The 26,126-nt window shown below is 65.1% G+C and carries 21 protein-coding genes, 1 tRNA gene and 1 pseudogene; 9 read left to right on the top strand and 14 right to left on the bottom strand.

Annotated elements, in window-relative coordinates; genetic code table 11:
- Positions 1-120 precede the first annotated feature (120 nt).
- A complete protein-coding gene (gene typA / locus HWX25_RS08945) occupies positions 121-1,947 on the bottom strand; it encodes a translational GTPase TypA (RefSeq protein WP_059533039.1) in 1,827 nt (608 codons plus the stop codon).
- 346 nt (positions 1,948-2,293) lie between these two features.
- Between typA and HWX25_RS08940 the strand changes: the two genes are divergently transcribed.
- From HWX25_RS08940 to HWX25_RS08925, 4 genes are all read left to right on the top strand, one after another.
- Positions 2,294-2,788, top strand: coding sequence for a MarR family transcriptional regulator (locus HWX25_RS08940; protein WP_175908264.1), 495 nt, complete (start codon positions 2,294-2,296; stop codon positions 2,786-2,788).
- Between the two features lie 84 nt (positions 2,789-2,872).
- A complete protein-coding gene (locus tag HWX25_RS08935; protein WP_059691811.1) occupies positions 2,873-4,369 on the top strand; it encodes an efflux transporter outer membrane subunit in 1,497 nt (498 codons plus the stop codon).
- 52 nt (positions 4,370-4,421) lie between these two features.
- Positions 4,422-5,639 (top strand): HlyD family secretion protein, encoded by a 1,218-nt coding sequence (locus HWX25_RS08930; RefSeq protein WP_059701462.1) that lies wholly within the window; start codon positions 4,422-4,424, stop codon positions 5,637-5,639.
- Positions 5,640-5,666: 27 nt separating this feature from the next.
- On the top strand, positions 5,667-7,226 hold the full coding sequence (locus tag HWX25_RS08925) for a DHA2 family efflux MFS transporter permease subunit (RefSeq protein ID WP_057924316.1): 1,560 nt from the start codon (positions 5,667-5,669) through the stop codon (positions 7,224-7,226).
- Between the two features lie 90 nt (positions 7,227-7,316).
- Here the strand turns inward: HWX25_RS08925 and truB are convergent, their stop codons facing one another.
- From truB to HWX25_RS08880, 9 genes are all read right to left on the bottom strand, one after another.
- Positions 7,317-8,249 carry a tRNA pseudouridine(55) synthase TruB gene (truB, locus tag HWX25_RS08920; protein ID WP_175908262.1) on the bottom strand — a complete coding sequence of 311 codons (933 nt, stop codon included), beginning with the start codon at positions 8,247-8,249 and terminating at the stop codon, positions 7,317-7,319.
- A gap of 13 nt (positions 8,250-8,262) precedes the next feature.
- Positions 8,263-8,661: a 30S ribosome-binding factor RbfA gene (gene rbfA / locus HWX25_RS08915; protein ID WP_059533054.1), complete on the bottom strand. Its 399-nt coding sequence runs from the start codon at positions 8,659-8,661 to the stop codon at positions 8,263-8,265.
- A gap of 112 nt (positions 8,662-8,773) precedes the next feature.
- A complete protein-coding gene (infB, locus tag HWX25_RS08910; protein ID WP_175908260.1) occupies positions 8,774-11,695 on the bottom strand; it encodes a translation initiation factor IF-2 in 2,922 nt (973 codons plus the stop codon).
- Positions 11,696-11,786: 91 nt separating this feature from the next.
- On the bottom strand, positions 11,787-13,262 hold the full coding sequence (gene nusA / locus HWX25_RS08905; RefSeq protein WP_059533060.1) for a transcription termination factor NusA: 1,476 nt from the start codon (positions 13,260-13,262) through the stop codon (positions 11,787-11,789).
- The gene (gene rimP / locus HWX25_RS08900) at positions 13,262-13,720 is read right to left on the bottom strand and encodes a ribosome maturation factor RimP (protein ID WP_175908258.1); all 459 of its coding nucleotides are present in this window, start codon (positions 13,718-13,720) and stop codon (positions 13,262-13,264) included. The genes nusA and rimP overlap by 1 nt, the downstream gene beginning before the upstream one ends.
- A gap of 417 nt (positions 13,721-14,137) precedes the next feature.
- Positions 14,138-15,841 carry a 23S rRNA pseudouridine(2605) synthase RluB gene (gene rluB / locus HWX25_RS08895; RefSeq protein ID WP_175908256.1) on the bottom strand — a complete coding sequence of 568 codons (1,704 nt, stop codon included), beginning with the start codon at positions 15,839-15,841 and terminating at the stop codon, positions 14,138-14,140.
- A 60-nt stretch (positions 15,842-15,901) separates the two neighbouring features.
- On the bottom strand, positions 15,902-16,924 hold the full coding sequence (gene scpB, locus HWX25_RS08890) for an SMC-Scp complex subunit ScpB (protein ID WP_059701467.1): 1,023 nt from the start codon (positions 16,922-16,924) through the stop codon (positions 15,902-15,904).
- A gap of 272 nt (positions 16,925-17,196) precedes the next feature.
- Positions 17,197-18,399: a pyridoxal phosphate-dependent aminotransferase gene (locus tag HWX25_RS08885; RefSeq protein ID WP_175908254.1), complete on the bottom strand. Its 1,203-nt coding sequence runs from the start codon at positions 18,397-18,399 to the stop codon at positions 17,197-17,199.
- 64 nt (positions 18,400-18,463) lie between these two features.
- On the bottom strand, positions 18,464-19,366 hold the full coding sequence (locus HWX25_RS08880; protein ID WP_175908253.1) for a LysR family transcriptional regulator: 903 nt from the start codon (positions 19,364-19,366) through the stop codon (positions 18,464-18,466).
- Positions 19,367-19,796: 430 nt separating this feature from the next.
- Between HWX25_RS08880 and HWX25_RS08875 the strand changes: the two are divergent.
- Positions 19,797-20,183: pseudogene (locus HWX25_RS08875) on the top strand (transposase); the annotation flags it as partial.
- A gap of 210 nt (positions 20,184-20,393) precedes the next feature.
- Positions 20,394-20,651, top strand: coding sequence for a hypothetical protein (locus tag HWX25_RS33390; protein ID WP_244138747.1), 258 nt, complete (start codon positions 20,394-20,396; stop codon positions 20,649-20,651).
- 180 nt (positions 20,652-20,831) lie between these two features.
- On the opposite strand, the gene HWX25_RS08865 is transcribed toward HWX25_RS33390, so the two are convergent.
- A complete protein-coding gene (locus HWX25_RS08865) occupies positions 20,832-21,149 on the bottom strand; it encodes a hypothetical protein (RefSeq protein WP_059510817.1) in 318 nt (105 codons plus the stop codon).
- A 157-nt stretch (positions 21,150-21,306) separates the two neighbouring features.
- Here HWX25_RS08865 and HWX25_RS08860 point away from each other — a divergent pair, with 157 nt between their 5' ends.
- The 3 genes from HWX25_RS08860 (at position 21,307) to HWX25_RS08850 (ending at position 22,918) form a co-directional block, all read left to right on the top strand.
- Positions 21,307-22,023 (top strand): YdcF family protein, encoded by a 717-nt coding sequence (locus HWX25_RS08860; RefSeq protein ID WP_244138746.1) that lies wholly within the window; start codon positions 21,307-21,309, stop codon positions 22,021-22,023.
- Positions 22,024-22,245: 222 nt separating this feature from the next.
- On the top strand, positions 22,246-22,524 hold the full coding sequence (locus HWX25_RS08855) for a hypothetical protein (protein ID WP_059701473.1): 279 nt from the start codon (positions 22,246-22,248) through the stop codon (positions 22,522-22,524).
- 136 nt (positions 22,525-22,660) lie between these two features.
- Positions 22,661-22,918, top strand: coding sequence for a hypothetical protein (locus HWX25_RS08850; protein WP_059533081.1), 258 nt, complete (start codon positions 22,661-22,663; stop codon positions 22,916-22,918).
- A 686-nt stretch (positions 22,919-23,604) separates the two neighbouring features.
- Here HWX25_RS08850 and bamC read toward each other — a convergent pair.
- The 3 genes from bamC to HWX25_RS08835 form a co-directional block, all read right to left on the bottom strand.
- Positions 23,605-24,813 carry an outer membrane protein assembly factor BamC gene (gene bamC, locus HWX25_RS08845; RefSeq protein WP_059691819.1) on the bottom strand — a complete coding sequence of 403 codons (1,209 nt, stop codon included), beginning with the start codon at positions 24,811-24,813 and terminating at the stop codon, positions 23,605-23,607.
- A 141-nt stretch (positions 24,814-24,954) separates the two neighbouring features.
- Positions 24,955-25,031 (bottom strand) — tRNA-Pro (locus HWX25_RS08840).
- Between the two features lie 172 nt (positions 25,032-25,203).
- Positions 25,204-25,917 (bottom strand): methyltransferase domain-containing protein, encoded by a 714-nt coding sequence (locus tag HWX25_RS08835; RefSeq protein WP_059818059.1) that lies wholly within the window; start codon positions 25,915-25,917, stop codon positions 25,204-25,206.
- Positions 25,918-26,126 lie beyond the last annotated feature (209 nt).

Raw genomic sequence — 26,126 nt, 5'->3', positions numbered from 1 at the left:
GCCGGATTGCCGCGACTCGCGGGAACAGTGTTTTGCAACCCGCTCGATTGCACACTGCGCAGATGCAAAAAAGGCCGCCCGAAGGCAGCCTTTTTCGTCATGCACGGGAACAGCCGATGCTTAGTCGACCGCGCCTTCGCGGCTCGCGCGGCGACGCTCGTGCTCCTTCAGGAAGCGCTTGCGCAGACGGATCGACTGCGGCGTCACTTCCACGAGTTCGTCGTCGTCGATGAATTCGACCGCGTATTCGAGCGACATCTGGACCGGCGGCACGAGACGCACGGCTTCGTCGGTGCCCGACGCACGCACGTTGGTCAGCTGCTTGCCCTTGATCGGGTTCACGACGAGGTCGTTGTCGCGGCTGTGGATACCGATGATCATGCCCTCATACAGCGCATCGCCCGGTTTCACGAACATGCGGCCGCGATCCTGCAGCTTCCACAGTGCGTACGCCACGGCAGCGCCGTCGTCCTGCGAGATCAGCACGCCGTTGCGGCGCTCGAACACCGAGCCGTCCTTGACCGGTGCGTACGAGTCGAAGATGTGGCTCATCAGGCCCGTGCCGCGCGTCAGCGTCAGGAATTCGCTCTGGAAGCCGATCAGGCCACGCGCCGAGATCTTGTATTCCAGACGCGTGCGACCGCGGCCATCCGACGCCATGTCGAGCATTTCGCCCTTGCGGCGACCGAGCTCTTCCATCACGCCGCCCTGATGCTCGTCCTCAACGTCGACGGTCAGCAGCTCGTACGGCTCGTGCCGCACGCCGTCGATTTCCTGCATCACGACGCGCGGACGCGACACGGCCAGTTCGTAGCCTTCACGGCGCATGTTCTCGACGAGAATCGTCAGGTGCAGTTCGCCGCGGCCCGACACTTCGAACACCGTTTCGTCACCGGTATCCTTCACGCGCAGCGCGACGTTGTGATTCAGTTCCTTCATCAGGCGGTCGCGGATCTGGCGGCTCGTCACGAACTTGCCTTCGCGACCGGCCAGCGGCGACGAGTTGACGAGGAAGTTCATCGTCAGCGTCGGCTCGTCGACGGTGATCATCGGCAGCGCTTCCGGCGTATCGACCGCGCAGATCGTCGCGCCGATGCCGACGTCTTCGATACCGTTGATCAGCACGATGTCGCCGGCTTCCGCCGACTCGACCTGCACGCGCTCGAGGCCCTTGAACGACAGCACCTGGTTGATCTTGCGGTTCAGCACGTCGCCCTCCGGACCGAAGCGCATCACGACCGGTTGACCCGGCTTGATGCGGCCGCGCGTGATGCGGCCGACGCCGATCCGGCCGACGTACGTCGAAAAGTCGAGCGACGTGATCTGGAGCTGCAGCGGCGCTTCCGGGTCGGCCGGGCGAACCGGCACGTGCGCGAGGATCGCCTCGAACAGCGGACGCATGTCGCCTTCGCGGGTCGCCGGATCGAGCGAGGCGTAGCCGTTCAGGCCCGATGCGTAGACGATCGGGAAGTCGAGCTGCTCTTCGGTCGCGCCAAGCTTGTCGAACAGATCGAAGGTCTGGTTGATGACCCAGTCGATCCGCGCGCCCGGACGGTCGATCTTGTTGATGACGACGATCGGCTTCAGACCGAGCGCGAGCGCCTTCTTCGTGACGAAGCGCGTTTGCGGCATCGGACCCTCGACGGCGTCGACCAGCAGCAGCACCGAGTCGACCATCGACAGCACGCGCTCCACCTCGCCACCGAAGTCCGCGTGCCCCGGCGTGTCGACGATGTTGATGTGCGTGCCTTCGTATTCGACCGCGCAGTTCTTCGCGAGAATCGTGATCCCGCGCTCTTTTTCGATGTCGTTCGAGTCCATCACCCGCTCGGCAATCTGCTGGTTCTCGCGGAAGGTGCCGGACTGGCGAAGCAGTTGGTCGACGAGCGTGGTCTTGCCGTGGTCGACGTGAGCGATGATGGCGATGTTACGAAGGGCGCGGGTCATAGAAACCTGGAAATCGTTGAACGCGCAAACGCGCACGCTCGTCAGTCACCGGGACACGTGCGCGCGCGTTGCAGCTTGGAAACCGCAAATTATAGCACGTGAGGATGTCGAAAGCCGGACTGCCTTTGCAACGCAGCAAACGACGCCTCCCTGTCCTCGTCGCAGACGGGTAAATCGAGCCGGCAGATCGACCGGCCGACACCGCCGACGGCAAACCGAAAACCCTGACGACGACACGGGAATTTCGGGACGCGGAGCGCGCCCTCGCCCGTTCGATTAACATTTGCCGCGGCAAGCAATTGTGCCTATACTGCTGCCTAGTCAACTATTGCAGCCTCAGGGTTTTATGTCGGATTCTCCTTCCCAATCGCCTGTTTCGCCGCTGTCCTCGTACCAGATGAACGACAGCGTCGGTTATCTGATGTCGCGCGTGAAATCGGTGATGACCAACCTCGTCACACAGCGCACGCAGGAAGAGCTCGGCATCACGGGCACGCAGGCGAGCATGCTGTTCATGATCGCGGTCGGCAAATGCTCGACGGCCGCGGAACTCGCTCGGGAATACGGGATCGACGCGAGCGCGGTCACGCGCCTGCTCGATCGCGTCGAGAAGCGCGGCCTGCTGTCCCGTGTGCGCAGCATCGAGGATCGGCGGGTCGTGCGTCTCGAGCTGACCGACGAAGGCCGCGCGCTGGCAGAGCGGCTGCCGCCGGTGTTTCGCAGCGTACTGGACCAATTGCTGGACGGTTTTACGCCTGAAGAAGTCGGGTTCCTGAAGAGCATGCTGCGCCGCATTCTCAGCAACTATTGCGAGACCGCCGGCGGTAGCGTCACGGAATAGTTGCCATAACAATTACTTTTGACAGATTAATGTAAGGAAATCCTTGCAGTGTCCATCATTCATTCCGAGTCAGGGAACAGCGCGATGAAATCCTCCCCGTTGTCCGTGCGCGCCGGGTCGTGCCGCGCCGCCGTTGCCGCCGCGGTCGCCGCGCTGGCACTGGCGGGCTGCGCAAACTACATCGGCATCAAGAGCGACAAGCAGATCGCTCCCGCGTCGCAATTCGAAACCGCCCAGAGCCTGCCCGCCCAGGGCGGCCAGTGGCCGGCACTCGACTGGGCGAACCAGTTCGGCGATCCGCAGCTGCCGAAGCTGATCGACGAGGCGCTCCAGGGCAGCCCGTCGATCGCGCAGGCACAGGCGCGCATCGCGAAGGCGTCGTCGTACATCGAATCGTCGCGCTCGAACCTGATGCCGAAGGCCGAAGCCAGCTATTCGTGGACGCGTGAGCTGTATTCGTCGAATGCGCTGTTCCCGCCTCCGTACGGCGGCCAGTGGTATAGCGAGAACAACGCGCTCGCGAGCGCGTCGTGGGATCTCGACCTGTGGGGCAAGAATCGCGAGCGCCTGCATACGGCCGTGTCGCAGGAAAAAGCCGCCGAAGCCGACATGCAGCAGGCGCGCATCACGCTCGCGTCGTCGGTCGCCCGCACCTACAACTCGCTTGCGCAACTGTATGCGCTGCGCGACATCGCGCAGCGCGAGATCACCAACCGTCAGACGGTCGGCAAGATCACCGACGGCCGCGTATCGGCCGGCCTCGACACCAACGTGGAGCGCCAGACCGCGCGGGGCAACATCGCGACGACCCAGGCGTCGCTGTCCGACCTCGACGGCCAGATCACGACCGTGCGCTACCAACTCGCCGCGCTGCTCGGCAAGGGGCCGGACCGTGGGCTGCAGATCGCCGCGCCCGTGATGAACCCGACCGGCGAAGTCGCACTGCCCGGCAACCTGCCAGCCGACCTCGTGTCGCGCCGTCCCGACATCGTCGCCGCGCGCTGGCAGGTCGAGGCCGCGATGCACGACGTGAAGGAAGCGAAGGCCGAATTCTTCCCCGACGTCAACCTCGCTGCCGGCTTCGGCTTCGACGCGTTCGGCTGGGGCAAATTCCTGAATTTCGCGAGCCGCCAGGCGCAGTTCGGCCCCGCCATCCACCTGCCGATCTTCGATGCCGGTGCGTTGCGCGCGCAGCTCAAGGGCCGCTATGCAGACTTCGACCTGTCGGTCGCGAACTACAACCAGACGCTCATCAGCGCGCTGAACGACGTCGCGACGCAGGTCGCGTCGATCCGCGCGGTCGATCGCCAGATGGACGACGCGCAGCGTGCACTCGACGCGTCGACGCGTGCATACGACCTTGCCGTGATCCGCTACAAGGCCGGCCTGTCGCCGCAGCTCCAGGTGCTGACCGCCGACAGCAACCGCCTCGCGTCCGAACAGACGGTGACGAACCTGAAGATGCGCCGGCGCGACATGCAGCTCGCGCTGATCAAGGCGCTCGGCGGCGGGTTCGACGCGACCGGCACGCGGCTCGCCGCGCCCGACGCCGACAAGCAGACAAAACAGGCCGCCAACTGATCCGGCGCCACCACTACGCAGACACTCGAAATAACGGACGGAGAAAATCGCCATGAGCGACCCTCAACAAAACGCCGCCAGCGCACAGGCGCAGAACAACGGGAAGCGCAAACGGATGATGACGCTGCTGATCGCGGTCATCGTGATCGCTGCCATCGCGTACGGTCTGTACTACTTCCTGGTCGCGCGCTTCCATGAAGAGACCGACGACGCGTACGTGAACGGCAACGTCGTGCAGATCACGCCGCAGGTCACGGGTACCGTGATCGCCGTGAAGGCCGACGACACGCAGACGGTCAAGGCCGGCGATCCGCTGGTCGTGCTCGATCCGGCCGACTCGCAAGTCGCGCTGCAGCAGGCCGAGGCCAACCTTGCGCAGACGGTACGCCAGGTGCGCGGCCTGTTCGTCAACGACGACCAGTACCGCGCGCAGGTCGCGCTGCGTCAGTCCGACCTGTCGAAGGCGCAGGACGACCTGCGCCGCCGGATGGCCGTCGCGCAAACGGGCGCCGTATCGCAGGAGGAAATTTCCCACGCACGCGACGCGGTGCGCGCCGCGCAGGCGTCGGTCGACGCGGCGCAACAGCAGCTCGCATCGAACCGCGCACTGACCGCGAACACGACGATCGCGTCGCACCCGAACGTGATGGCCGCGGCAGCGAAAGTTCGCGACGCATACCTCGCGAACGCGCGCAACGTGCTGCCCGCGCCGGTCACCGGCTATGTCGCGAAGCGCTCGGTGCAGGTCGGCCAGCGCGTGTCGCCGGGCAACCCGCTGATGTCGGTCGTGCCGCTGAACGCGGTGTGGGTCGACGCCAACTTCAAGGAAGTCCAGCTCAAGCACATGCGCATCGGCCAGCCGGTCGAATTGACCGCCGACATCTACGGCTCGTCGGCCGTCTACCACGGCAAGGTCGTCGGCTTCTCGGCCGGCACGGGTTCGGCGTTCTCGCTGCTGCCGGCGCAGAATGCGACGGGCAACTGGATCAAGGTCGTGCAGCGCCTGCCGGTGCGTATCGAGATCGATCCGAAGGACCTGGAAAAGCACCCGCTGCGCATCGGCCTGTCGATGCAGGTCGACGTCGACATCAAGGACGAGCGCGGCGACCAGCTGGTCAACGCAAAGAACACAGTCTACGAGACCAGCGTGTTCGCGAAGTACGGCGACGAAGCCGACGCCGAGATCGCGCGCATCATCGCCGAGAATGCCGGCGGCAACGCGCCGGCACCGGCCGCGGCGAAGTCGAACGGCACCGCAAAGATGATGTAACGGCTCCGATTCCGGAAAACTACCGACATGGCACAGGCTCCTGTCTCCCACCCGCCCCTGCAGGGCGGGCAACTCGTGCTCGGAACGATCGCGGTATCGCTCGCGGTGTTCATGAACGTGCTCGACACGTCCATCGCGAACGTCGCGATCCCGACCATCTCGGGCGACCTCGGCGTATCGTCCGACCAGGGTACGTGGGTCATCACGTCGTTCGCCGTCGCGAACGCGATCTCCGTGCCGCTGACCGGCTGGCTGACCGACCGCTTCGGGCAGGTTCGTCTGTTCCTCGCGTCGATCATCCTGTTCGTCATCTCGTCGTGGATGTGCGGGCTGGCGCCGAGCTTGCCGTTCCTGCTCGCGTCGCGCGTGCTCCAGGGCGCGGTCGCCGGGCCGATGATTCCGCTGTCGCAATCGCTGCTGCTGTCGAGCTACCCTCGCGCGAAAGCGCCGATGGCGCTCGCGCTATGGTCGATGACGACGCTGATCGCACCGGTCGCGGGCCCGATCCTCGGCGGCTGGATTTCGGATAACTATTCTTGGCCGTGGATCTTCTACGTGAACATCCCGGTCGGCATCGCCGCCGCGCTGGCCACCTGGTCGATCTATCGCACGCGCGAATCCACGGTGCGTCGCGCGCCGATCGACGGCGTCGGCCTCGCGCTGCTCGTCTTGTGGGTCGGCTCGCTGCAAATCATGCTCGACAAGGGCAAGGATCTCGACTGGTTCGCGTCGACGACGATCATCGCGCTCGCGCTGATCGCGGTCATTTCGTTCGCGTTCTTCGTGATCTGGGAGCTGACCGCCGAACATCCGGTCGTCGACTTGTCGCTGTTCCGGATGCGCAACTTCACGGGCGGCACGATTGCCCTCGCGGTCGGCTACGGGCTCTACTTCGGCAACCTCGTGCTGCTGCCGCTGTGGCTGCAGACCCAGATCGGCTACACGGCAACCGATGCAGGCCTCGTGATGGCGCCCGTCGGGCTGTTCGCGATCCTGCTGTCGCCGCTGACTGGCAAGTTCCTGCCGCGCACGGACCCACGCTACATCGCGACCGCCGCATTCCTGACGTTCGCGCTGTGCTTCTGGATGCGCTCGCGCTACACGACCGGCGTCGACGAGTGGTCGCTGACGCTGCCGACGCTCGTGCAAGGCATCGCGATGGCCGGCTTCTTCATCCCGCTCGTGTCGATCACGCTGTCCGGCCTGCCCGGCCACCGCATCCCCGCGGCATCGGGCTTGTCGAACTTCGTGCGAATCATGTGCGGCGGCATCGGCACGTCGATCTTCCAGACCGCGTGGGACCACCGGAACAATTTCCACCACGCGCAACTGGTCGAGCAGACCAACCCGTACAATCCGACGTTCAACCAGGCCGTCACGCAGATGGGCAACCTCGGGCTGACGCAGGACCAGGCGCACGGTCTCATCAACAACATGGCCACGCAGCAGGCCGCGCAACTCGGCGTGAACGACCTGTTCTACATCTCCGCGGCGATCTTCGTGCTGCTGATCGGACTGATCTGGATCACGAAGCCCGAACGCGCGGGCGGCGGCGATGCGGGTGCGGCGGCGTCGGCTGCACACTGAGCACCGCGCTCGAACGCACACGCCAAACAAAAAGCCCGGTCGATTTCGACCGGGCTTTCTTTCATGCCGACGGCGCTTGCGCGCCGCGCATCACGCTGCCGTCACGACGAGGCGCTCAGGTGCGAGCACGCCGTTGGCCTTGCGAGCCACGCCGAGCAGCCGTGCCGCGTCGTACACGCGCACACGCTCGCCCTCCGCCGCGTCGATCGAATCGAGCGCCGACAGCGGCAGACGCTGGCCGTGCAGGAACCGCTTCGCGCAGGCTTCGTCGAGACGCACCAGCGGAAACGTCGACAGCAGCGCGTCGACCGGCTGAAGCCACGCGTCGCGCGCCGCTTCGGCGGCGTCGGACAGCGCGTCGAGCGTCACCGCATGTTCGAGCGTCAGCGCGCCGACGCCCGTGCGACGCAGCATCGTCAGATGCGCGCCGCAGCCGAGCGCTTCGCCGATATCCTCCGCCAGCGTGCGTACATACGTCCCCTTGCTGCAAGTCACTCGAAAGGTCACGTCCGGCAGGTCGCAGGCCAGCAGATCGAGCGCATGGATCGTCACGTTGCGGCCTTCCCGTTCGACTGTCTGGCCCGCGCGCGCATATTCATACAGCGGCTTGCCGTCGCGCTTGAGCGCCGAATACATCGGCGGCACCTGCACGATCTCGCCGGTAAAGTGCGCGAGTGCCGCCTCCACCGCCGTCCGGTCGCATTCGACGACGCGCGTGTCGAGCACGTCGCCTTCGGCATCGCCGGTGGTCGTGCGCACGCCGAGACGCATCGTCGCTTCGTAGGTCTTGTCCGCTTCGAGCAAGTCCTGCGAGAACTTCGTCGCCTCGCCGAAGCACAGCGGCAACAGCCCCGAGGCCAGCGGATCGAGCGTGCCGGTATGGCCGGCTTTCTTCGCGAGAAGCAGGCGCTTCGCGCGAATCAGGGCGTCGTTACTCGACAGGCCGACCGGCTTGTCCAGCAGGAGCACGCCGTCCAGCGCGCGCCGCGGCACGCGTGGACGCTGAGGAGCTGCAGTCTTCATGGGGCGCGCGCGCTCACTCGTCCTTCGCGGGCGCGTCGGCTTCGTCGTCGTCCTTCGCGCGCGTCGAGTTGGCTTCCTTGATCAGACGCGACATTTCCACCGCTTTTTCGATCGTCTGGTCGTAATGGAAATGCAGCGTCGGCACCGTATGAATGTGCAGGCGCTTGAAGAGCAGGTTGTGCAGGTGACCCGACGCGTGATTCAGCGCTTCCTGCGTCTTGTCCGGATCGCCGGTGAGCGCCGTGAAATAAACTTTCGCGTGCGCATAGTCCGGCGTGAGCTCCACGCTCTGGATGGTCACGATGCCGATGCGCGGGTCCTTGACCTCGCGCATGATGAGCTCGGACAGATCGCGTTGAATCTGGTCTGCAATCTGAACGTTGCGATTGGGGGAAGTACGTTTCCTGGACATGATCGATCCGTGATCCGTTTATCAGGATAAAGCGGTGCGCCGCTGGCGCGCCACCATGAAAATGGGCGGGACAGGCCCAAGCCTGCCCCGCCCACGAGCCGATACGCGACGATTACAGCGTACGTGCGACTTCGGTCACTTCGAAGACTTCGAACTGGTCGCCTTCGATGATGTCGTTGAAGTTCTTCACCGACATACCGCATTCGAAGCCTTGCTTGACTTCCTTCACGTCGTCCTTGAAGCGCTTCAGCGATTCGAGTTCGCCCGTGAAGATCACGACGTTGTTGCGCAGCACGCGAACCGACGACGAGCGCTTGACGATACCGTCGGTGACCATACAGCCGGCAACCGTACCGACCTTCGGCACCTTGAACACCTGACGCACCTCGACCATGCCCGTCACGACTTCGCGCTTCTCCGGCGCCAGCATGCCCGACATCGCGGCCTTCACTTCATCCACTGCGTCGTAGATGATGTTGTAGTAGCGAATATCGATACCGTTCGCTTCGGCCAGCTTGCGCGCCTGTGCATCCGCACGCGTGTTGAAGCCGATGATGACCGCCTTCGATGCCGTCGCGAGGTTGACGTCGTTTTCGCTGATGCCGCCCACCGCGCTGTGCACGATCTGCACGCGCACTTCGTCGGTCGACAGCTTGAGCAGCGACTGCACGAGTGCTTCCTGCGAGCCCTGCACGTCCGCCTTGATGATGAGCGGCAGGTTCTGCACTTCGCCTTCGCCCATCTGCTCGAGCATGCTTTCCAGCTTCGCGGCCTGCTGCTTCGCCAGCTTGACGTCGCGGAACTTGCCCTGACGGAACAGCGCGATTTCGCGCGCCTTGCGCTCGTCCGGCAGCACGATCACTTCCTCGCCCGCACCCGGCACTTCCGACAGACCCTGGATTTCGACCGGGATCGACGGGCCGGCTTCCTTCGTCGGCTTGCCGTTCTCGTCGAGCATCGCACGCACGCGGCCATAAGCCGTACCTGCCAGCACGATGTCGCCGCGGTTCAGCGTACCGGACTGCACCAGGATCGTCGCGACCGGGCCCTTGCCCTTGTCCAGCTTCGCTTCGATCACGATGCCCTTGGCCGGCGCCTCGACCGGTGCCTTCAGTTCCAGCACTTCGGCCTGAAGCAGCACGTTCTCGAGCAGGTCGTCGATACCGGCACCCGTCTTCGCCGACACCGGCACGAACGGCGAATCGCCACCGTATTCTTCCGGCACGACGCCTTCCGCGACCAGTTCCTGCTTGACGCGGTCCGGGTTCGCTTCCGGCTTGTCGATCTTGTTGATCGCCACGACGATCGGCACGCCACCCGCCTTCGCGTGAGCGATGGCTTCCTTCGTCTGCGGCATCACGCCGTCGTCCGCAGCCACCACCAGCACGACGATGTCGGTCGCCTTCGCGCCGCGTGCACGCATTGCCGTGAACGCCTCGTGACCCGGCGTATCGAGGAACGTGATGACACCGCGCGGCGTTTCGACGTGGTATGCGCCGATGTGCTGCGTAATGCCGCCCGCTTCGCCCGCTGCAACCTTCGCGCGGCGGATGTGGTCGAGCAGCGAGGTCTTGCCGTGGTCGACGTGACCCATCACGGTGACGACCGGCGGACGCGGCAGTTGCTCCGCATCGGTACCGGTCTCGCCTTCGACCAGCAGTGCTTCCGGATCGTCCAGCTTTGCGGCGACCGCACGGTGGCCCAGTTCCTCGACGACGATCATCGCCGTTTCCTGGTCCAGCACCTGGTTGATCGTGACCATCTGGCCCATCTTCATCATCACCTTGATGACTTCGGAGGCCTTGATCGACATCTTGTGCGCGAGATCGGCAACCGAGATGGTTTCCGGCACGTGCACTTCACGCACGATCGGCTCGGTCGGCGCCTGGAACGTCGATGCGCTGTCCTGGTGACGGCCGCGCCCCTTCGGGCCGCCGCGCCAACCGCGGTCGACACCGCCGCTCGAATCGCCGCGCGTCTTGATGCCGCGGCGCTTGGCTGCGTCGTCCTGCCAGCCGCCCTTGCCGCCACCCGGCTTCTTGTTGCGGTCGCCCGCGCCTGCCGGCGCCTGCGTCGTCGCCGGCGCTGCGCCGGCCGGCTTCTTCACGGCCGGACGTGCCTGCGCGCCTGCGCCTGCTGGCTTGGCCGGCTTGTGCAGCGTGCCCTTCGCTTCGGCCGGCTTCGGCGGTTCCACCGGCTTCGGCGGCTCGACTGCCTTGACCACGGCCTTGCGCGGCGTGTTCATCATTTCGCGGATCGCGCGAGCCTCGGCTTCTGCCGCCGCACGACGCTTGCTGATCTCTTCCTGCTCGGCCCGCGCCTTGTCGGCCGCCTCGCGGGCAGCGTCCTCGGCCTTCTTCGCCGCTTCACGCTGGGCCGCACGTTCGGCGGCCGCGCGCGCTTCGTCCTGCGCGGACTGCGCACCGGCTGCTTCCTGCTGGGCTTCGGCGGCCTGCTGGGCAGCAGCCTGCTGTGCCGCTGCGGCTTCGGCAGCGGCGCGCTTCACCGCTGCTTCTTCCTCGGCACGACGGCGCTCGGCTTCGGCCGCTTCCTCGCGGGCACGGCGCTCGGCTTCCTCGCGCTCGAGGCGTTCCTGACGCTCGCGCAGTTCCTGCGCCTGCTTTTCGAGCAGCTCGGCCTCGCGGCGCGCTTCTTCCTCGCGACGCTTCAGATCCGCATCGTCATCCGCTTCGGCAACCTGCACCTGACCCTGTTCCGCACCCTCGGCCACGTCGTCGCGCTTGACGAACGTACGCTTCTTGCGAACCTCGACCTGAATGGTGCGAGCCTTGCCCGTCGCGTCAGACTGCTTGATCTCCGACGTATGCTTGCGGGTCAGCGTGATCTTGCGCTTGTCGCCGTCGGTTGCGCCGTGCGACTTGCGCAAATGATCGAGCAGACGCGCCTTGTCCGCCTCGGACAGCGCATCGTCTTCACTCGCTTTCTGGACGCCCGCTGCCTGCAGCTGTTCGAGCAGCACACCAGCAGGCATTTTCAGTTCCGCGGCAAATTGGGCTACGTTGTTACTCGCCATTCATTCCTCTTAGTGCAAGGACCGATTCCTTGCGGTTAGCATCGGGTCAGGCCATACGGCCGCCATCAAATCAGTGCGCCATGGTCATTTCTCACTGGAACCAGTGTTCACGTGCTTTCATGATCAACGCCTTAGCGGCATCCTCTTCCATCCCGGTCATGTCGACCAGTTCATCCACAGCCAGCTCGGCGAGATCGTCGCGCGTCTGCATGCCGTGTTCGGCCAGCTTCGCGAGCAACTCCGGCGTGACGCCGTCGAGGCCCTTCAAATCCAGCGCTGCGTTTTCGACCTTTTCTTCGTTCGCGATCGCCATCGTCAACAGTGCATCGCGTGCGCGGTTGCGCAGCTCGTGCACGGTGTCCTCGTCGAACGCCTCGATTTCGAGCATTTCGTTGAGCGGCACGTAAGCGATCTCTTCGAGGCTCGTGAAGCCTTCGTCGATCAGGATGTCGGCAACTTCTTCGTCGACGTCGAGACGCGCCATGAACAGCGAACGCAGTCGATCGCGCTCTTCACCCTGCTTCAGGGCGGATTCGTCCGGCGTCATGATGTTGATCTGCCAGCCGGTCAGCTCGCCGGCAAGGCGAACGTTCTGACCGCTGCGGCCGATCGCGACAGCCAGCTCGTTTTCGTCGACGACGACGTCCATCGAGTGCTTTTCTTCATCGACGACGATCGACTGGACGGCTGCCGGCGCGAGCGCGCCGATCACGAACTGGGCGGGATCCTCGGACCATAGCACGATGTCGATGTTTTCGCCACCGAGCTCGTTGCGCACGGCCTGCACGCGCGAACCGCGGATGCCGACGCAGGTGCCGATCGGATCGATCCGCTTGTCGTAGGCGATCACGCCGATCTTCGCGCGCACGCCCGGATCGCGAGCGGCTGCCTTGATCTCGAGCAGGCCCTGCTCGATTTCCGGCACTTCCATCTCGAACAACTTCATCAGGAACTCGGGCGCGGTGCGCGAGAGTTCGATCTGCGGGCCGCGCGCGGTGCGGTCGACCTTCGCGATGTATGCACGCACGCGGTCACCCACGCGCAGATTTTCCTTCGGGATCAGCTGGTCGCGGCGCAGCAGCGCTTCGACACGGCCCGATTCGACGATGAAGTTGCCCTTGTCGAGGCGCTTCACCGTGCCCGTCATGATCTTTTCGCCGCGCTCGAGGTAATCGTTCAGGATCTGCTCGCGCTCGGCATCGCGCACCTTCTGCAGAATCACCTGCTTGGCGGCTTGCGCGCCGATACGGCCGAACTCGATCGACGGCACCGGCTCCTCGATGAATTCGCCGACTTCGACGTCGGGGTTCTGCTCACGCGCTTCGAACAGCAGGATCTCGCGATCCGGCTCCTGCAAGCCTGCCTCGTCGGGCACGACGAGCCAGCGACGGAAGGTTTCGTGCTCGCCGCTTTCGCGATCGATATGGACGCGGATTTCGGCGCCTTCGTCGAACAGCTTCTTGGAAGCGGACGCGAGCGCAGCCTCGAGGGCGCCCAGCACCACATCCTTGTCGACGTTTTTCTCGCGCGCCAGCGCATCCACCAGCATCAACACTTCGCGACTCATTATTTGCGGCTCCTAAAGTCAACTTGCGGAATCAGGCGGGCTTTGTCGATATCGGCCAGCGTGAACTCCAGCATGGCTGCCTCGCCCTTCTTCCTCTCAAATTCCAAACCGATCGTTTCGCCATTCGGCGCGTGCAGAATGCCCCGGTACGTCTTGCGCCCGTCCAGCGGCTTTTTCAAGGTCACGGAAACTTCGCTGCCGGCGAAGCGCTCGAAGTCGGCCAGCTTCTTCAACGGGCGGTCGAGCCCCGGGGACGAGACTTCGAGCCGTTCGTAATCGATGTTTTCGACCGTCAAGACGTGCTGGAGCTGACGCGTGACCTTTTCGCAATCTTCGAGCGAGATGCCGGCAGGCTGATCGATATAGATGCAAAGCATGCCGCGCCCGGTGCGCTCGAGATCCACCAGCTCGTAGCCGAGCCCGGTGACCGTGGTTTCTATCAGTTCCGTCAGTTGCACAGTGTCCTCTCAGGTGTTCGCGCCCGCCGCTCGCGATTCACCCGCGGGCGCGCGCCTTAGCCGGCGCAGGAAGCGCTACCCGAGATGCCTAACCGTTTCAGCAAAAAAAAATGGGCGGAACGCCCATCTTCTTACTGGTGGTCGCACCTGAGCCGCACATTGAATCCGTACGCCCAGCGACTCCGCGATTATAGCGATTTTTGGCGCAAACGCCAAGCCAGCCGGTAAAAGCAGCGCCCAGCCCGCCATTACCGACCAAAAATGCGAAACCGGACTGTCCGACCAGGCGGCACAATCCGGCAGCGCGTATATATACAGTCAAAAGCAAACCACGCAACGCGAGGTGCCGACGCAACCCGACTCGCGTCGATATTGTCGGCACACCGGCGGCGTCACGCCGCCGACCGCCGGAAACGCTCAGCGACCGCGTGAGCGATTACGCTGCGGACGCTGGCCGCCGCGCGTACCACCGCCACCGTTGCCGGCGCCTTCGGCGCGATTGCCGTTCGGATTGCGGTTGCCGCCCTTGCCGCCGCCGCGCTTGCCGCCCACGCCTTCACGCTTGGGGCCGGCGCCATACGACGCACGATTGCCATCGACATCGCGACCGCCACCCGAGCGGTTGCCGTAGCCCGACGGCGAAACCGGCAGGCTGCCGTAGCCGCTCAGGCCAGGCAAGCCCGGGGCGCCACGTCGACCACCACCGCGACGCGGCTGATCGAGCTGACCATGCGTCGTCAGCACCGGCTCGCGGCCGATGAAGCCCATCGACGTCTGCATCGGATCCGGCTGGCGGCGCTCGGCCTGCCCACCACCACCGCGCTTGCCCTTTTCCTCGGACGGCGCCTTCAGGCCGACGGTCGCCATCAGCTTGCGCACCTGCGCTTCGTCGAGCTCCTCCCAACGACCGCGCTTCAGGCCGCGCGGCAGCGGAATCGGACCGTGACGCGTACGGATCAGGCGGCTCACCATCAGGCCGGCCGCCTCGAACATCCGGCGCACTTCGCGGTTGCGGCCTTCGGCCAGCGCGACGTGATACCAATGGTTCGTGCCTTCGCCGCCGCCGTCGCGGATGCGCAGGAAGTTCGCCGGGCCGTCATCGAGTTCGACGCCGTGCAGCAGCTTCTGCCGCATCCCTTCGGACAGTTCGCCGACGACGCGCACCGCATACTCGCGCTCGACGCTGTAGCGCGGATGCATGAAACGGTTTGCGAGATCGCCCGACGTCGTGAGCATCAGCAGACCTTCGGTGTTGAAGTCGAGACGACCCACCGCGAGCCATTTCGCCGTCTTCATCGGCGGCAGGCGATCGAACACCGACGGACGACCCTCCGGGTCCGCGTGACTGACGATCTCGCCCGTCGGCTTGTGGTACAGCAGCACGCGCGGCGGCTTGTTCGGCAGCTTGCGCTTGACCGGCTTGCCGTTGATGCGGACCTGGTCGGTCGGCATGATGCGCTGGCCGATGTGCGCGGGCTCACCGTTCACCGACACGCGGCCGGCGACGATCAGTTCTTCCATTTCACGGCGCGAGCCCATGCCGGCTTCCGCCAGCACCTTGTGGAGCTTCGGCGCGTCGTCGTCCGGCGACAGCACGCGCTTGTTCGTCGGCTGGCTGCGGCCGCGACGCAGCATCGGCGCACGTACGCCGCTGCCGCCGGCCGAATTGTCCGCATCGAACGCCGGCGACGTCACATAGGCGAACAGGTCGTCCTGCGACGCCGCTTCGCCGTCGGCCTTCGCTGCGCCGCCCTCGGCCTTCGCCGAACCGCCGCGCCGCGCCTGGCCGCCTTGGCCGCCCTGGGCACCCTTGGCCGCACCTTCGCGCTTGCCGGCCGGCTTGCGGCCGCCCTTGGCCGCGCCTTCCTTGCGCGGCGCGCGTGCGGGCTGAGCTTCCGCGGCCGGCTGCGCATCCGCGCCTTCGCCGCCCTGCGACTCGCCATCGCCCTTCGACTTGGCCGCCGCACGGCGGCGCGCGATCAGGCTGCGCGGGCCGCGTCGCAGGCCGCGGCGGGGACGCTCGTCACCACCCGCGGCCGGAGCATCCTGCTCCGGCGCATCGTCGGCACGCGCGGCCTGCACGGCAGGCGCGGACGATTCAATATCGTGGATATCAGTCAAAACAACCTCAAAATGTCAGGTCTCGCGCCCGGCTCGGGCGCGGCAAGAAGTCGGCCGCGATCAGGCGCGGCGCTGTTCGGGTTCTGCTTCGTCGTCCGGCAATGCGTCGGCGCCGATGGGCGCGCTGGCACTGCGTACGGCATCAGCGAGGCTGTCGGACGTATCGTCCAGCAGTTCGCCGTCCGCGGGACGGGAGCGTGAGGCGTCAGCGTGGCCAGGCTCGCCCGGCATGTCGCCGGCCGCTTCCGCTCCGTCTCCGGCAACCGCGTCGGCGGCCGGCTTGCGATCTTCCTCGTTCCCTTCCGCGCGCAGCGGCTCGGGCTGCTCGCCGGCCGGCGCTACTTCGGCGCCGCCCTGTTCCATCTGAACGCGATCAGCTTCCAGCGTATCGCGGTTCGGCATTTCCTGCGACGCCGCACCTTCCGCTGCGGCGTCGCCCGGCAATTCATCCGGCTGCATGTGCGAGACGTCGGCCGCCGCTTCGCCGGCTTCCGGCACCGCGTCCGCTACCGGCGCGTCGCCATCGAAGTCCATCGCCTGCTGCGCGAGCAGCGCGGCCTCGATGTTCGCGGCCGGCTCCTCGAGCGCCGGCAGGTCGTCGAGCGCCTTCAGGCCGAGATCGTCGAGGAACTGCTTGGTCGTCGCGTACAGCGCCGGACGCCCCGGCACGTCGCGATGCCCAATCACCTCGATCCAGCCGCGGTCCTCGAGCTGCTTGACCACCTGCGTATTGACCGTGACGCCGCGAATCTCTTCGATGTCGCCGCGCGTGACGGGTTGCCGATACGCGATGATCGCGAGCGTTTCGAGCACCGCGCGCGAATATTTCGGCGGCTTCTCGGGATGCAGCCGGTCCAGATAATGGCGCATCGCCGGCTTGCTCTGAAAGCGCCATCCGGTTGCCAGCGCCACCAGTTCGACACCGCGGCCGGACCAATCCTGTTTCAGATCTTCGAGCAACGTGCGGACCGTGTCAGCCGACACGCCGTCGGCAAAGAGCTTGCGCAAATCGCCGAGTTTCAGCGGTTCTTGCGCGCAGATCAAGGCAGTCTCGAGGACGATCTTCGCCTCTTGGGTATTCATGCAGCTAGGCCAGACCCTGTGGTCAAACGAACCGGATCAACAAACAGACGAAAGGAACGGAAGACGCGCTCGCCCGATTCTGATCGGTCATATTGATGGGAGCACGAACCGGGGGCGGCGAACCAACTTCAAGCCAGGCCCAAACCGGACGGAACAGCACGGCTCAACGACGGAACCGCGTGACTGAGCGCCATCTTACGCAAAATTGCCCGGTGCGTAAAGATGAGCCGAACGGCCCGTCGCCCGCACGCCGCAGCAGCTCCGCCCCCGCTTCAACGCAGGCCCGCGCCGCGCGCGAGGAACGCCCGCAAGCGCTCGACGCCTGCGTCGAGCCGCACCGGATCGCACGCGTAGCACCAGCGCACGAACCCTTCCCCCTCCGGGCCGAACGCGCGCCCCGGCGCCAGCCCAAGCCCGGCCTCGCGCACCACCGACTTGCAGAACGCGAGACTGTCGTCCGCGCCCGGCAGGCGCAGGAACAGGTACATCGCGCCCGGCGGAGGCGGCACATCGACGCCCGGCAACGTGCGCAGCGCGGCGACCAGGTGGTCGCGCGCGCCACGCAGCGCCGCAACGAACGACTGCACGAACGATTCGCCGTCGCGCAGCGCGACTTCCCCCGCGGCCTGGATGAAACCCGGCGCACACGACGTGTTGTATTCGACCAGCTTCGACAAATCGCCCATGATCGACGCCGGCGCGACTAACCATCCGAGCCGCCAGCCCGTCATCGCCCAGGCCTTCGAGAACGAATTCACGACGATGACCCGCTCGTCGCGCGACGCGATGTCGAGAAACGACGGCGCGCCGTCCGCGCCGAACGCGAGCCGTTCGTACACCTCGTCGGAGACCACCCAGATGCCGTGACGCCGGCAATGCGCGAGCACGGCCCGCTGGTCGTCGCGGGACATCGTCCAGCCGGTCGGATTGTTCGGCGAGTTCACGAACAGCATTCGCGTGCCGGGCGTCAGCGCCGCGAGTAGCCGGTCGATGTCGAGCCCCCAGCCCTCATCGCCATGGCGGAGCGGCATGCACTCGACCTGTGCACCGAGAATCTTCGGGATTTCAACGAGGTTCGGCCAGAGCGGCGTGACCGCGACGACGCGATCGCCCGGACCGACCAGCAGCTGCGCGGCCAGCATCAGCGCGCTCACGCCCGAACTCGTCACGGCGATCGCATCGGCCCCGGTCGCGCCGTGACGCGCGCTCACATAGGCCGCAATTGCGTTGCGCAACGATACCGTGCCGAGGTTGTGCGTGTAGAAGGTTGCGCCGTCGCGCAGCGCCGCGGCAGCCGCGTCGCGAATGAATGCCGGCGTCACGCGATCGGATTCGCCGAACCAGAATGGCAGCACGTCGGGCACGCCGAAGCCGGCGTTCGCGACTTCCCTGATCAGCGACGGACGCAGCGCGCGGACCGCGCTGCGCGCCGTCGGCTCGCCCGTCGCCGGGCCGACATCTGCGGAATACGTCATCGAGAACCGCCACCGAGGAACACGATCCGCGTAGTGTACCGGCGTGCGCGCCGCATCGGCACCCTCAGTCGAGGTCTTCCGCCCGCGCAGGCATCTGGCGCACGAGTTCCCAGATCGCCTGCGCGGCCGGCGACAGCGACCGGTCGCGGCGGCGCACCAGCTCGACGGTGCGCTCGGTACGCGGCGTCAGCGGCCGCGCGACCAGCGACGATCCCGCCGGCAGCGGCAGCGACAGCCACGGCTGCACACTCACGCCGACACCGGCCTCGACGAGCCCGAATACCGTCGCCGAATGCCCGAGCTCCTGCATGACCGTCGCGTTCACGCGATGGGCTGCCAGCGCGGCGTCGATCAATGGCCGGCTTCCGGACGCATGGTCGAGCAGGACGAGGCGCTCGCCATCGAGCGCCGTCCAGGGCACCTCGGCCCGCGCCGCGAGCGGGTGATCGGCGCGCGCGACCAGGCAGAACGAGTCGGTCATCAACGGTTCGCACACGAGATCGGCAACGGTAAGCGGCCCGATGACGACACCGAAATCGACCTCGCTCGACTTCACCTTTCGCAGCACGTCGCTCTGCACGTCGTCGCGCAGGCCGAGCGTGACGAACGGAAACTGGCGCTCGCAGGCCGCGACGACGCGCGGCATCAGCCGGCACGCAATCGTCGGGCTCGCGGCGACGATCACGCGCCCCCGCCGCTGCTCGCCGATCTCGCGAATCTCGCGCAGCGTGTCGTCGAGATCGTCGATCAGGCGGGACACGCTCGAGATCAGGTTCCCCCCGACGTCGGTCAACTGCACGTCGCGGGTCGTCCGGTCGATCAGCTTCAGTCCGAGCTCGGCCTCGAGTTCGCGCACGCAACGACTGACCGCAGACTGCGTGAGTCCGATCTCGTCACCCGCGCGACTGAAGCTCCGGAGCCGCGCAACCTCGATGAATACGCGAAGCTGGCGCAGCGTAACGTTCATCCCCTCACCTCATCAATCGTCGATATCGATGCACGATTTTAATGCACGAAATCAGCGTCGATTAACGAATGCCGCACCGGCCGCACATGTTTCGCTGCGGTGCAATATCCACGGAAACGCACGTGGCGCGGGCGAATTGCACAAGATTGGTGATTGTCCTGATTTGCTGACGGGTTATTTTGGCGTCTTATACGCCCCTAGCTGACTTAGCCGTTAGCCCGCTGCCAAGCGGCTCTCGAGGGAATCGCCTCCGACATGGCACGTATCGTGCTTTACCTGACGCACAGGGCGCAGGTCGAGTCGGACGGAAGGCAGAAACGCCGCTGCCGGTCAACCGGACGCCCCCACCCGGCACTCGACGCTCGAGTGCTTGAAGAGTGCGCGGCGCAGGGCAGCGCACCGGAGTTAGCTTCGCTGAGGTGAGGACATGATGCTGTTCGACGATTTGAGAGATAACGAGTGGGCGCTGGTCGAAGGTCTGTTTTGCTCGGAACCCGCACGCAGTGAACGGCGCGGCCGCCCCCGCGTGGAGGCCCGCTCGGTGGTAAACGCCGTGCTGTGGGTACTGTCGACCGGTGAAGGCTGGTCGAAGCTGCCGGGTCGCTATCCGTCGCCGCCGACCTGCCGCCGTCGCTTCGACGAATGGCAGGCAGACGGGACGCTCGCCGAAATCGTCAAGCGCCTCGGCACAAGCGGCCGCCAGATCTCGCTGCGCGGGCGCATCGGGGCAAGCGCGGCGAAGCCGCCTGCACCGCCGAGCCGCGACCGGTTGCGCGGCGCCTTCTGGACCAATCCGGAATCCTGGCGCGCCCCCGTGAAGATGGCGTAACGCATGCTCGATCGGGCGGCTTAGGCCGCCCGGTTTCTTTCGGCGCCACGCGCTTTGCGCGGCGCCCGCGTCGTCGTCGATTACCGCTGTCGTGCCGCGATACAACTATTTACTATTATTTACAGCAAGCCTGCACTCCCGCGCTTACCTTAGCGTCATATCAACAAGCCGCGCCGATGGCTTGAAGGGAGCCCCGCCATGAAAACAATGTCACTGCTCGTCGCATGCGGCATTGTCATTTCGCTGGCGCTGACCGCCCCCGCTCACGCTCACGCCGACGATCGCACGAAGCCGCCTCACCGCCAGCAGGATCACCGAAACACCCTTCGCCAGCAACCGCCCGCCACGTCGCTCAATCGACAGACCGTGCCGCGCGGCGATTTGCGCGGCGACATCGCCAGCAACGCACGCGCGCGCATCGGCTCGCAGCCGACAGATCTGCCGCGTCATCCGTAGTCCACAGGATTTCGTCAAAGAAAATTCCCGAATCCGGGAACTGCTCGACATACGACGAGTCACATCCGTTGCCATGAGCACAGCGTGGCAACAGCAAAAGTATCCGGTACGCCCGTATCCTCGCGATACGGGCTTTTTTTTGAATGCCGCCGGCGACGGCGCGAGGTCAGGAGTGCGCCGCTACAGGCGGCTTTCGAGAATCGCCACGGCGCTCGCTTCGCTTAACGCGTAGTCGTCCATACGGCGATCGGTCCAGGAGAGTAATTTCTCGTCGCGCTCGAGGCGCGCGCATTCGGCCCGACCACTATCGGTCAGCACCGCGATGTCGACCGGCGCATGGAAACCCGGCGCGGGGGCAACCGTCTTCTGCCTGACCGTGTCCATCAGCCCCAGCGACCGAAGATACTCGAACACGCCCGGGCGGCGCGCCCACGGTACCTGGCGGTACTGCACTCGTCTCAATGCGTCGAGCACCGCTTCGTTGGAATACGTGGCCATCTCGATTCTTTCTTAAAGTGCAGCGACAATGCGAAGCGGCGCGCCGGGCGGGAGCTCCACCCGCCGATACCGCCACCGATTCTGGGGGCCGACGTTCGGCGTCGCGTCAGGGCCGGATCGTCAGCCGTCCATAAAAAGACACCATACCCCAATCAAATTGATTCTGTTCGATTCATTTGTACTTCTCTTCATCGGTTTCATGCTCTTCCGCAAGCGGCGGAGACTCATCGCGATCGCGAGCGTCGCGCTGCTCTGGCTGCTCGCGACAGGCTGGCTCACCGCGTCACTCATCGCATGGACCGAGGCGGGCGTGACGCCGGTCGAGCACCCCGACATGCACGGCCGCACCACACTGATCATCATCGGCATCGGCACACGGCGCAGCGACACCGGCCTGCGGCCGCCGCCCGACGGGGAAGCACGCATCCGTACGACCGCGGCGCTCTATCGCACGTGCCGCGAGCAGGCCACCCGCTGCACCGTGGTGATGTCGGGCGGCGACCCTCAACATCACGGCGAAACCGAGGCGGCGGTCTACGGGCGCCGCCTGATCGCGGAAGGCGTCGCTCCCGGCGACCTCGTTCTCGAGCCGGACAGCCGTACCACCTACGAAAATGCGAAATTCACCGCTTCTATACTACGCTCACAACATGACGACTCGCGCATTCTCGTCGCATCGTCCTACCAGATGCGTCGCGCATTGCTCGATTTCCGCCGCTTCGGCATCGATCCGCAGCCCGTTTATTCCAATCGCCGGCGCGCGCAAACGGGCTGGCTGCCCCGCTGGCACAACCTGGAAGATGCGAATCAGGCATTGCACGAACTGATCGGCATCGCGCAGTTCCACGTCTACCGATGGCTCGGCTGGTTTTGATGGCGACGCGTGCAGCGAAGGCGAAAACGACTGCGCCGCGCGGGATGGCATGCGCATGACGGAATGCAGGAAGTGTTGCGCGACTTCAACGGGGCCTTGCGCTGCACACCGATCCGGTGCACATTGATCCGTCACTTTTGTTACACTCGACACGCACTCGATTGCAGTCGCCAGACAAAACGGCAACATTCGGGTTCATCACCACTTAGCGGAGGTAAAGCAATGAAGAAGACGTCCCTGGCTATTCTGGTCGCGATGTCGGCGCTGACTGGCGCAGCGTATGCGCAAGAGAGCACGCAAATCCAGACCATCACCGACCCGGCCAAGATCGCCGAGATCGAGCAGCGCGCACAGGCACTGCAACAGCAGCAAGCAGCCGAGGCTGCACAGCCGGCGATGCAGGAAGAGCACCACGGCAAGAAGGCTGCTCACCACAAGGCAGCGAAGAAGGCTGGCAAGAAGGCCGCCAAGGCCGCTCCGGCAGACGCTGCCAGCCAGTAAGTTCGGCGGCACCGCACAAGCGAAAAGCCGAATCCGGGCAACCGGGTTCGGCTTTTTTGGTTGCGGCGCCTGCGCGCTGTGCTAAAGTCGCGCACCGAAATTTTCCACCCGTGCGCACCCCGGTGCGGAGGACAGCATGAGCAACATTCAACTCGACATCGAGTGGACCGACGCAGCCACTCGCAAGATCAAGCAACTGATGCCGCGCGGCTCGGACGACGCCTTCCTCGCGCTGCCGCCGATCGAGTGCCTGCCGATGGAGGGCGATGTGATTTTCCTCGGTCCGCAAGGCAAGCAGCAACCGTTTATCGTCGCCGAACGTCAGTATCACCATGACGGCGACGCCGACTGGACGATCATCCTGATTCTCGACGTACCCAGCGCGTCGCACTGACGCGCCGCAGCGGCCGGCAACGTGTCCGGCCGCACCACCCTGCTCACGCGGGCTTCGACAGCACGCGGATCCCGGGCCGATCGACTCAGTGCGCGGCGGCACGCGCATGCACAGCCAAAGCCACCTGGCCGTCCCGGCGCTCGGCGAATCGCGCCAGCTCTCCATTCAGAAAAGATTGCGAATCAGCGAATCCAGCACGCGCCGGATCGCCATGTGTCGCATTGCGGCCCCACCAAAAAAATTGCCCGCGCTTCAGAAGAAGCGCGGGCGAAACCGTCGCCCTACGAGGATAGGCGACGGGGCCATCGAGATCCGCGCGAGGCGCGGATCGTCATCGGTTACGCCAACGCTCGCAGCGCCGGCGTCTGAGGCGTCGAAACCGTTGATCGGGCGCTCGCGACGCCTGCCCGGTCTCTGACGCCATCCTCCCTGTCCTAACGATTCGCACTTATAAAGCAGTTTTCGTGCCAGGCGCACTTTCGAAAATATGCCATTGATCCATAAGGATATTTTCCGAGGCCACGGTGATGTAACACCCGTTCTTCCGCCGTAACGCGCGAATGTTACGTAACGTCACGACGGAGGGACGCGAACGTCCCGCACATGCCAGAATCGGCAGACGCGCGCGACCATGAAAAAAGCCCGCCGGAAGGCGGGCTCTTTCGAAGAGCGGGAGCGAACCGCGATCAGCGCAGCTGATTCACGAGCAGCCCCATGATCTGCCGGGCCGGCCCCGACGTATCGATCGCGCCCGAGTCGTCGACGATTGCCACACGCGTCTGGTCGGGCGTCAGCGCCTTCACGTTAACGCGATACTGCTTCGCCTGTTTTTCCTTCTTGCCGTGGAACAGTTGGCTCCAGAAGCCCTGCTCGGCCGAGCTCAGATCCTTCGGATCGACATAACGCACGAAATACAGCCCCTTCGTGCGATCGCGATCGTCGACCGTGAAGTTCGCGCGATCGAGTGCGAGGCCGACATGCAGCCACGACCGGTCGTACGGTTCGCCGAGCGTGACTTCGGACGGCACCGCGGCTGAATCGACGTCGTTCGCTTGCGACGACGTACGCGCGACGTTCTGCGCAGCGATCGCCGCGGCGGCGGCCTTCGATGCGTCGGTATCCGCCTTCTTGTCCTTCGGCACCGTGTTGTCGTTGATGTTCGCGATCGGCGGCTCACCGTTCTTCGCGCGCTGCTCGTTCTGTGCGAGCACCGCCATCAGCCGCTTCAGGTATTCGGTCTCGAGCGCTGGATCGTTGGGTTTCGCTTCCCACTTGCTCGAATCGTTGTTCGCGCCGGTGATCGCCTCGCGCATGCCCTTCTGGCTAATGAACACGTAGGTGCCGCCGTTCGGCGCCGAATCGAGGCGGGTGCGGTACTTGTTGCGCTCGGCCGTCACGTACGAATTGCCCATCGCCTTGGAGATCACGCTGCGGATCAGGCCGTCGTTGATCTGCGGATGGGTTTCGTTCCAGTCGGTTTCCATCACGCCTTTATCGCGCTGGTCGACGACGAGCAGGAAGCCCTGCTCCTGCCAGAAACGGCGAACTTGCGGCCAGATGTCGGCGGGCTTCTTGCCGTCGATCACGAGCCAGCTCTCGGTGCCGTCGCGCTGAATATGCATGCCGGCCACGGCGGGCGCGACGGTGTCCGTCGTGGGCGCCGCGTGCTGGACCTGCTGAAGCGCGGACAGGGAAGTCGCACCGCCCTGTGGCGGCAGCGAACGCTGATCGGCCGTCTCGTCGAGCATGTTGGGCGGCACTGCGAGCGACGCTTCCTTCGATTTCGAATCGCTCTTGTAGTCCACTTTCGTGGGCGACGACGTACCGCAACCGGCAACGAGCGCGCCGGTGGCGAGCACTGCAGCGAACCGCATGGTAAGACGAAGATCAGTCATGTTCGGGGAATCCTCTTCCGCTAAATCACGGCGCTTTCCGTGGATCAACCTTGCATTTTACCGGGGCCGCGCCGGGATGTGCAAAAAAGCGACCGACAAGAAAAAACCCGCGTCAGCCTGAACTGACGCGGGTTCTTTGTCTGGTCGGGGCGAGAGGATTTGAACCTCCGACCACCTGCACCCCATGCAGGTACGCTACCAGGCTGCGCTACGCCCCGAAAGAAAAAAATTATAACAGACAGTTGGCCGCTTTAGAACGGGTCGCATGCATTTTGTGCATGTTCCTGCGAAATTTTTTGCGACATGAGCCAACGGGGCAAGCCGGCTTCGACACGGGCGACAACGCGCATCCCGCCATGCCACGGTCCGGCCATGCGATCCGCCCCATGCTCACGGCCGGCGTGCGACACAGATGACCGTGAGGCCCGCCATCCGGTTGAACCGGAACATCGGCAACTCGGCGCGGCAGATCAGCTTGAGCAAACCGTTGACGACCGGACGGTGCCGGCGCAACTGCGACGCCGGTTCGCGCGGTTGCCGACGCACCCGCTCGCTCAGTCGCAATGCCGCCGCGAGCGGGAACGTGAGGCCGAAGTAGTAGGCGCCGCGCTCGACCTCCAGCCCCGCGCGACGCGCGACATCCTCGAGACCGTCGAGCGTATACCTGCGCTTGTGCTCGAGAAAATCGTCATGCGCGCTCCAGAGGAACTGAAACGCGGGAACCGTGATCAGGAACCGGCTGCCCTTCGGCGCACCCGCCACGTAGCGGGCAAGCAAGCCGACATCGTCGTCGACGTGCTCGAGGACATCCATCAGCAACACGAGATCGGCATCGAACCGATCGACGGCCCGGCGAAAATGGACGGGCTTGCCGGCCGCCTCCCCGTCGGTGTCGTCGGCGTAGCTCGTATCGACACACCATGCTTCCGTCGCCTGCGTGCGCTCGAGCAAATGCTTCGAAAAGAAACCCGAGCCAGCACCGACGTCGAGTATGCGGTTCGCGTCCGACGTGCCCAGAAACCGACGGATCGCGCTCGCCTTCGACGCGTAGTACCAGTGATCGCCTACATCCGCTCCCAATACGTCGAGCTCCTTCAGATCCATGACGCCTCCCCCGTGTCGGCCACCATGCTTTGATCCATCCAGCCACTGACGCCGATCTTACCGCGCCGCCGCCGTCGCACGTACGGCAAGTTGCGCGATTCGCACGGGCAATCTGTGTCGCGCCTTAATCGAAAAGGACGATGGCCGATTCGTCGCGGATCGCTACCGTGCGCTTGCCCGGTGCGAGATCAACGCGCACGGCACATCGT

It is taken from the genome of Burkholderia sp. BCC1640 (assembly GCF_902833125.1).
Lineage (GTDB): Bacteria > Pseudomonadota > Gammaproteobacteria > Burkholderiales > Burkholderiaceae > Burkholderia > Burkholderia diffusa.
Note: the sequence above shows the minus strand (reverse complement) of the source record. Positions and strands in the feature narration are given on the sequence as shown.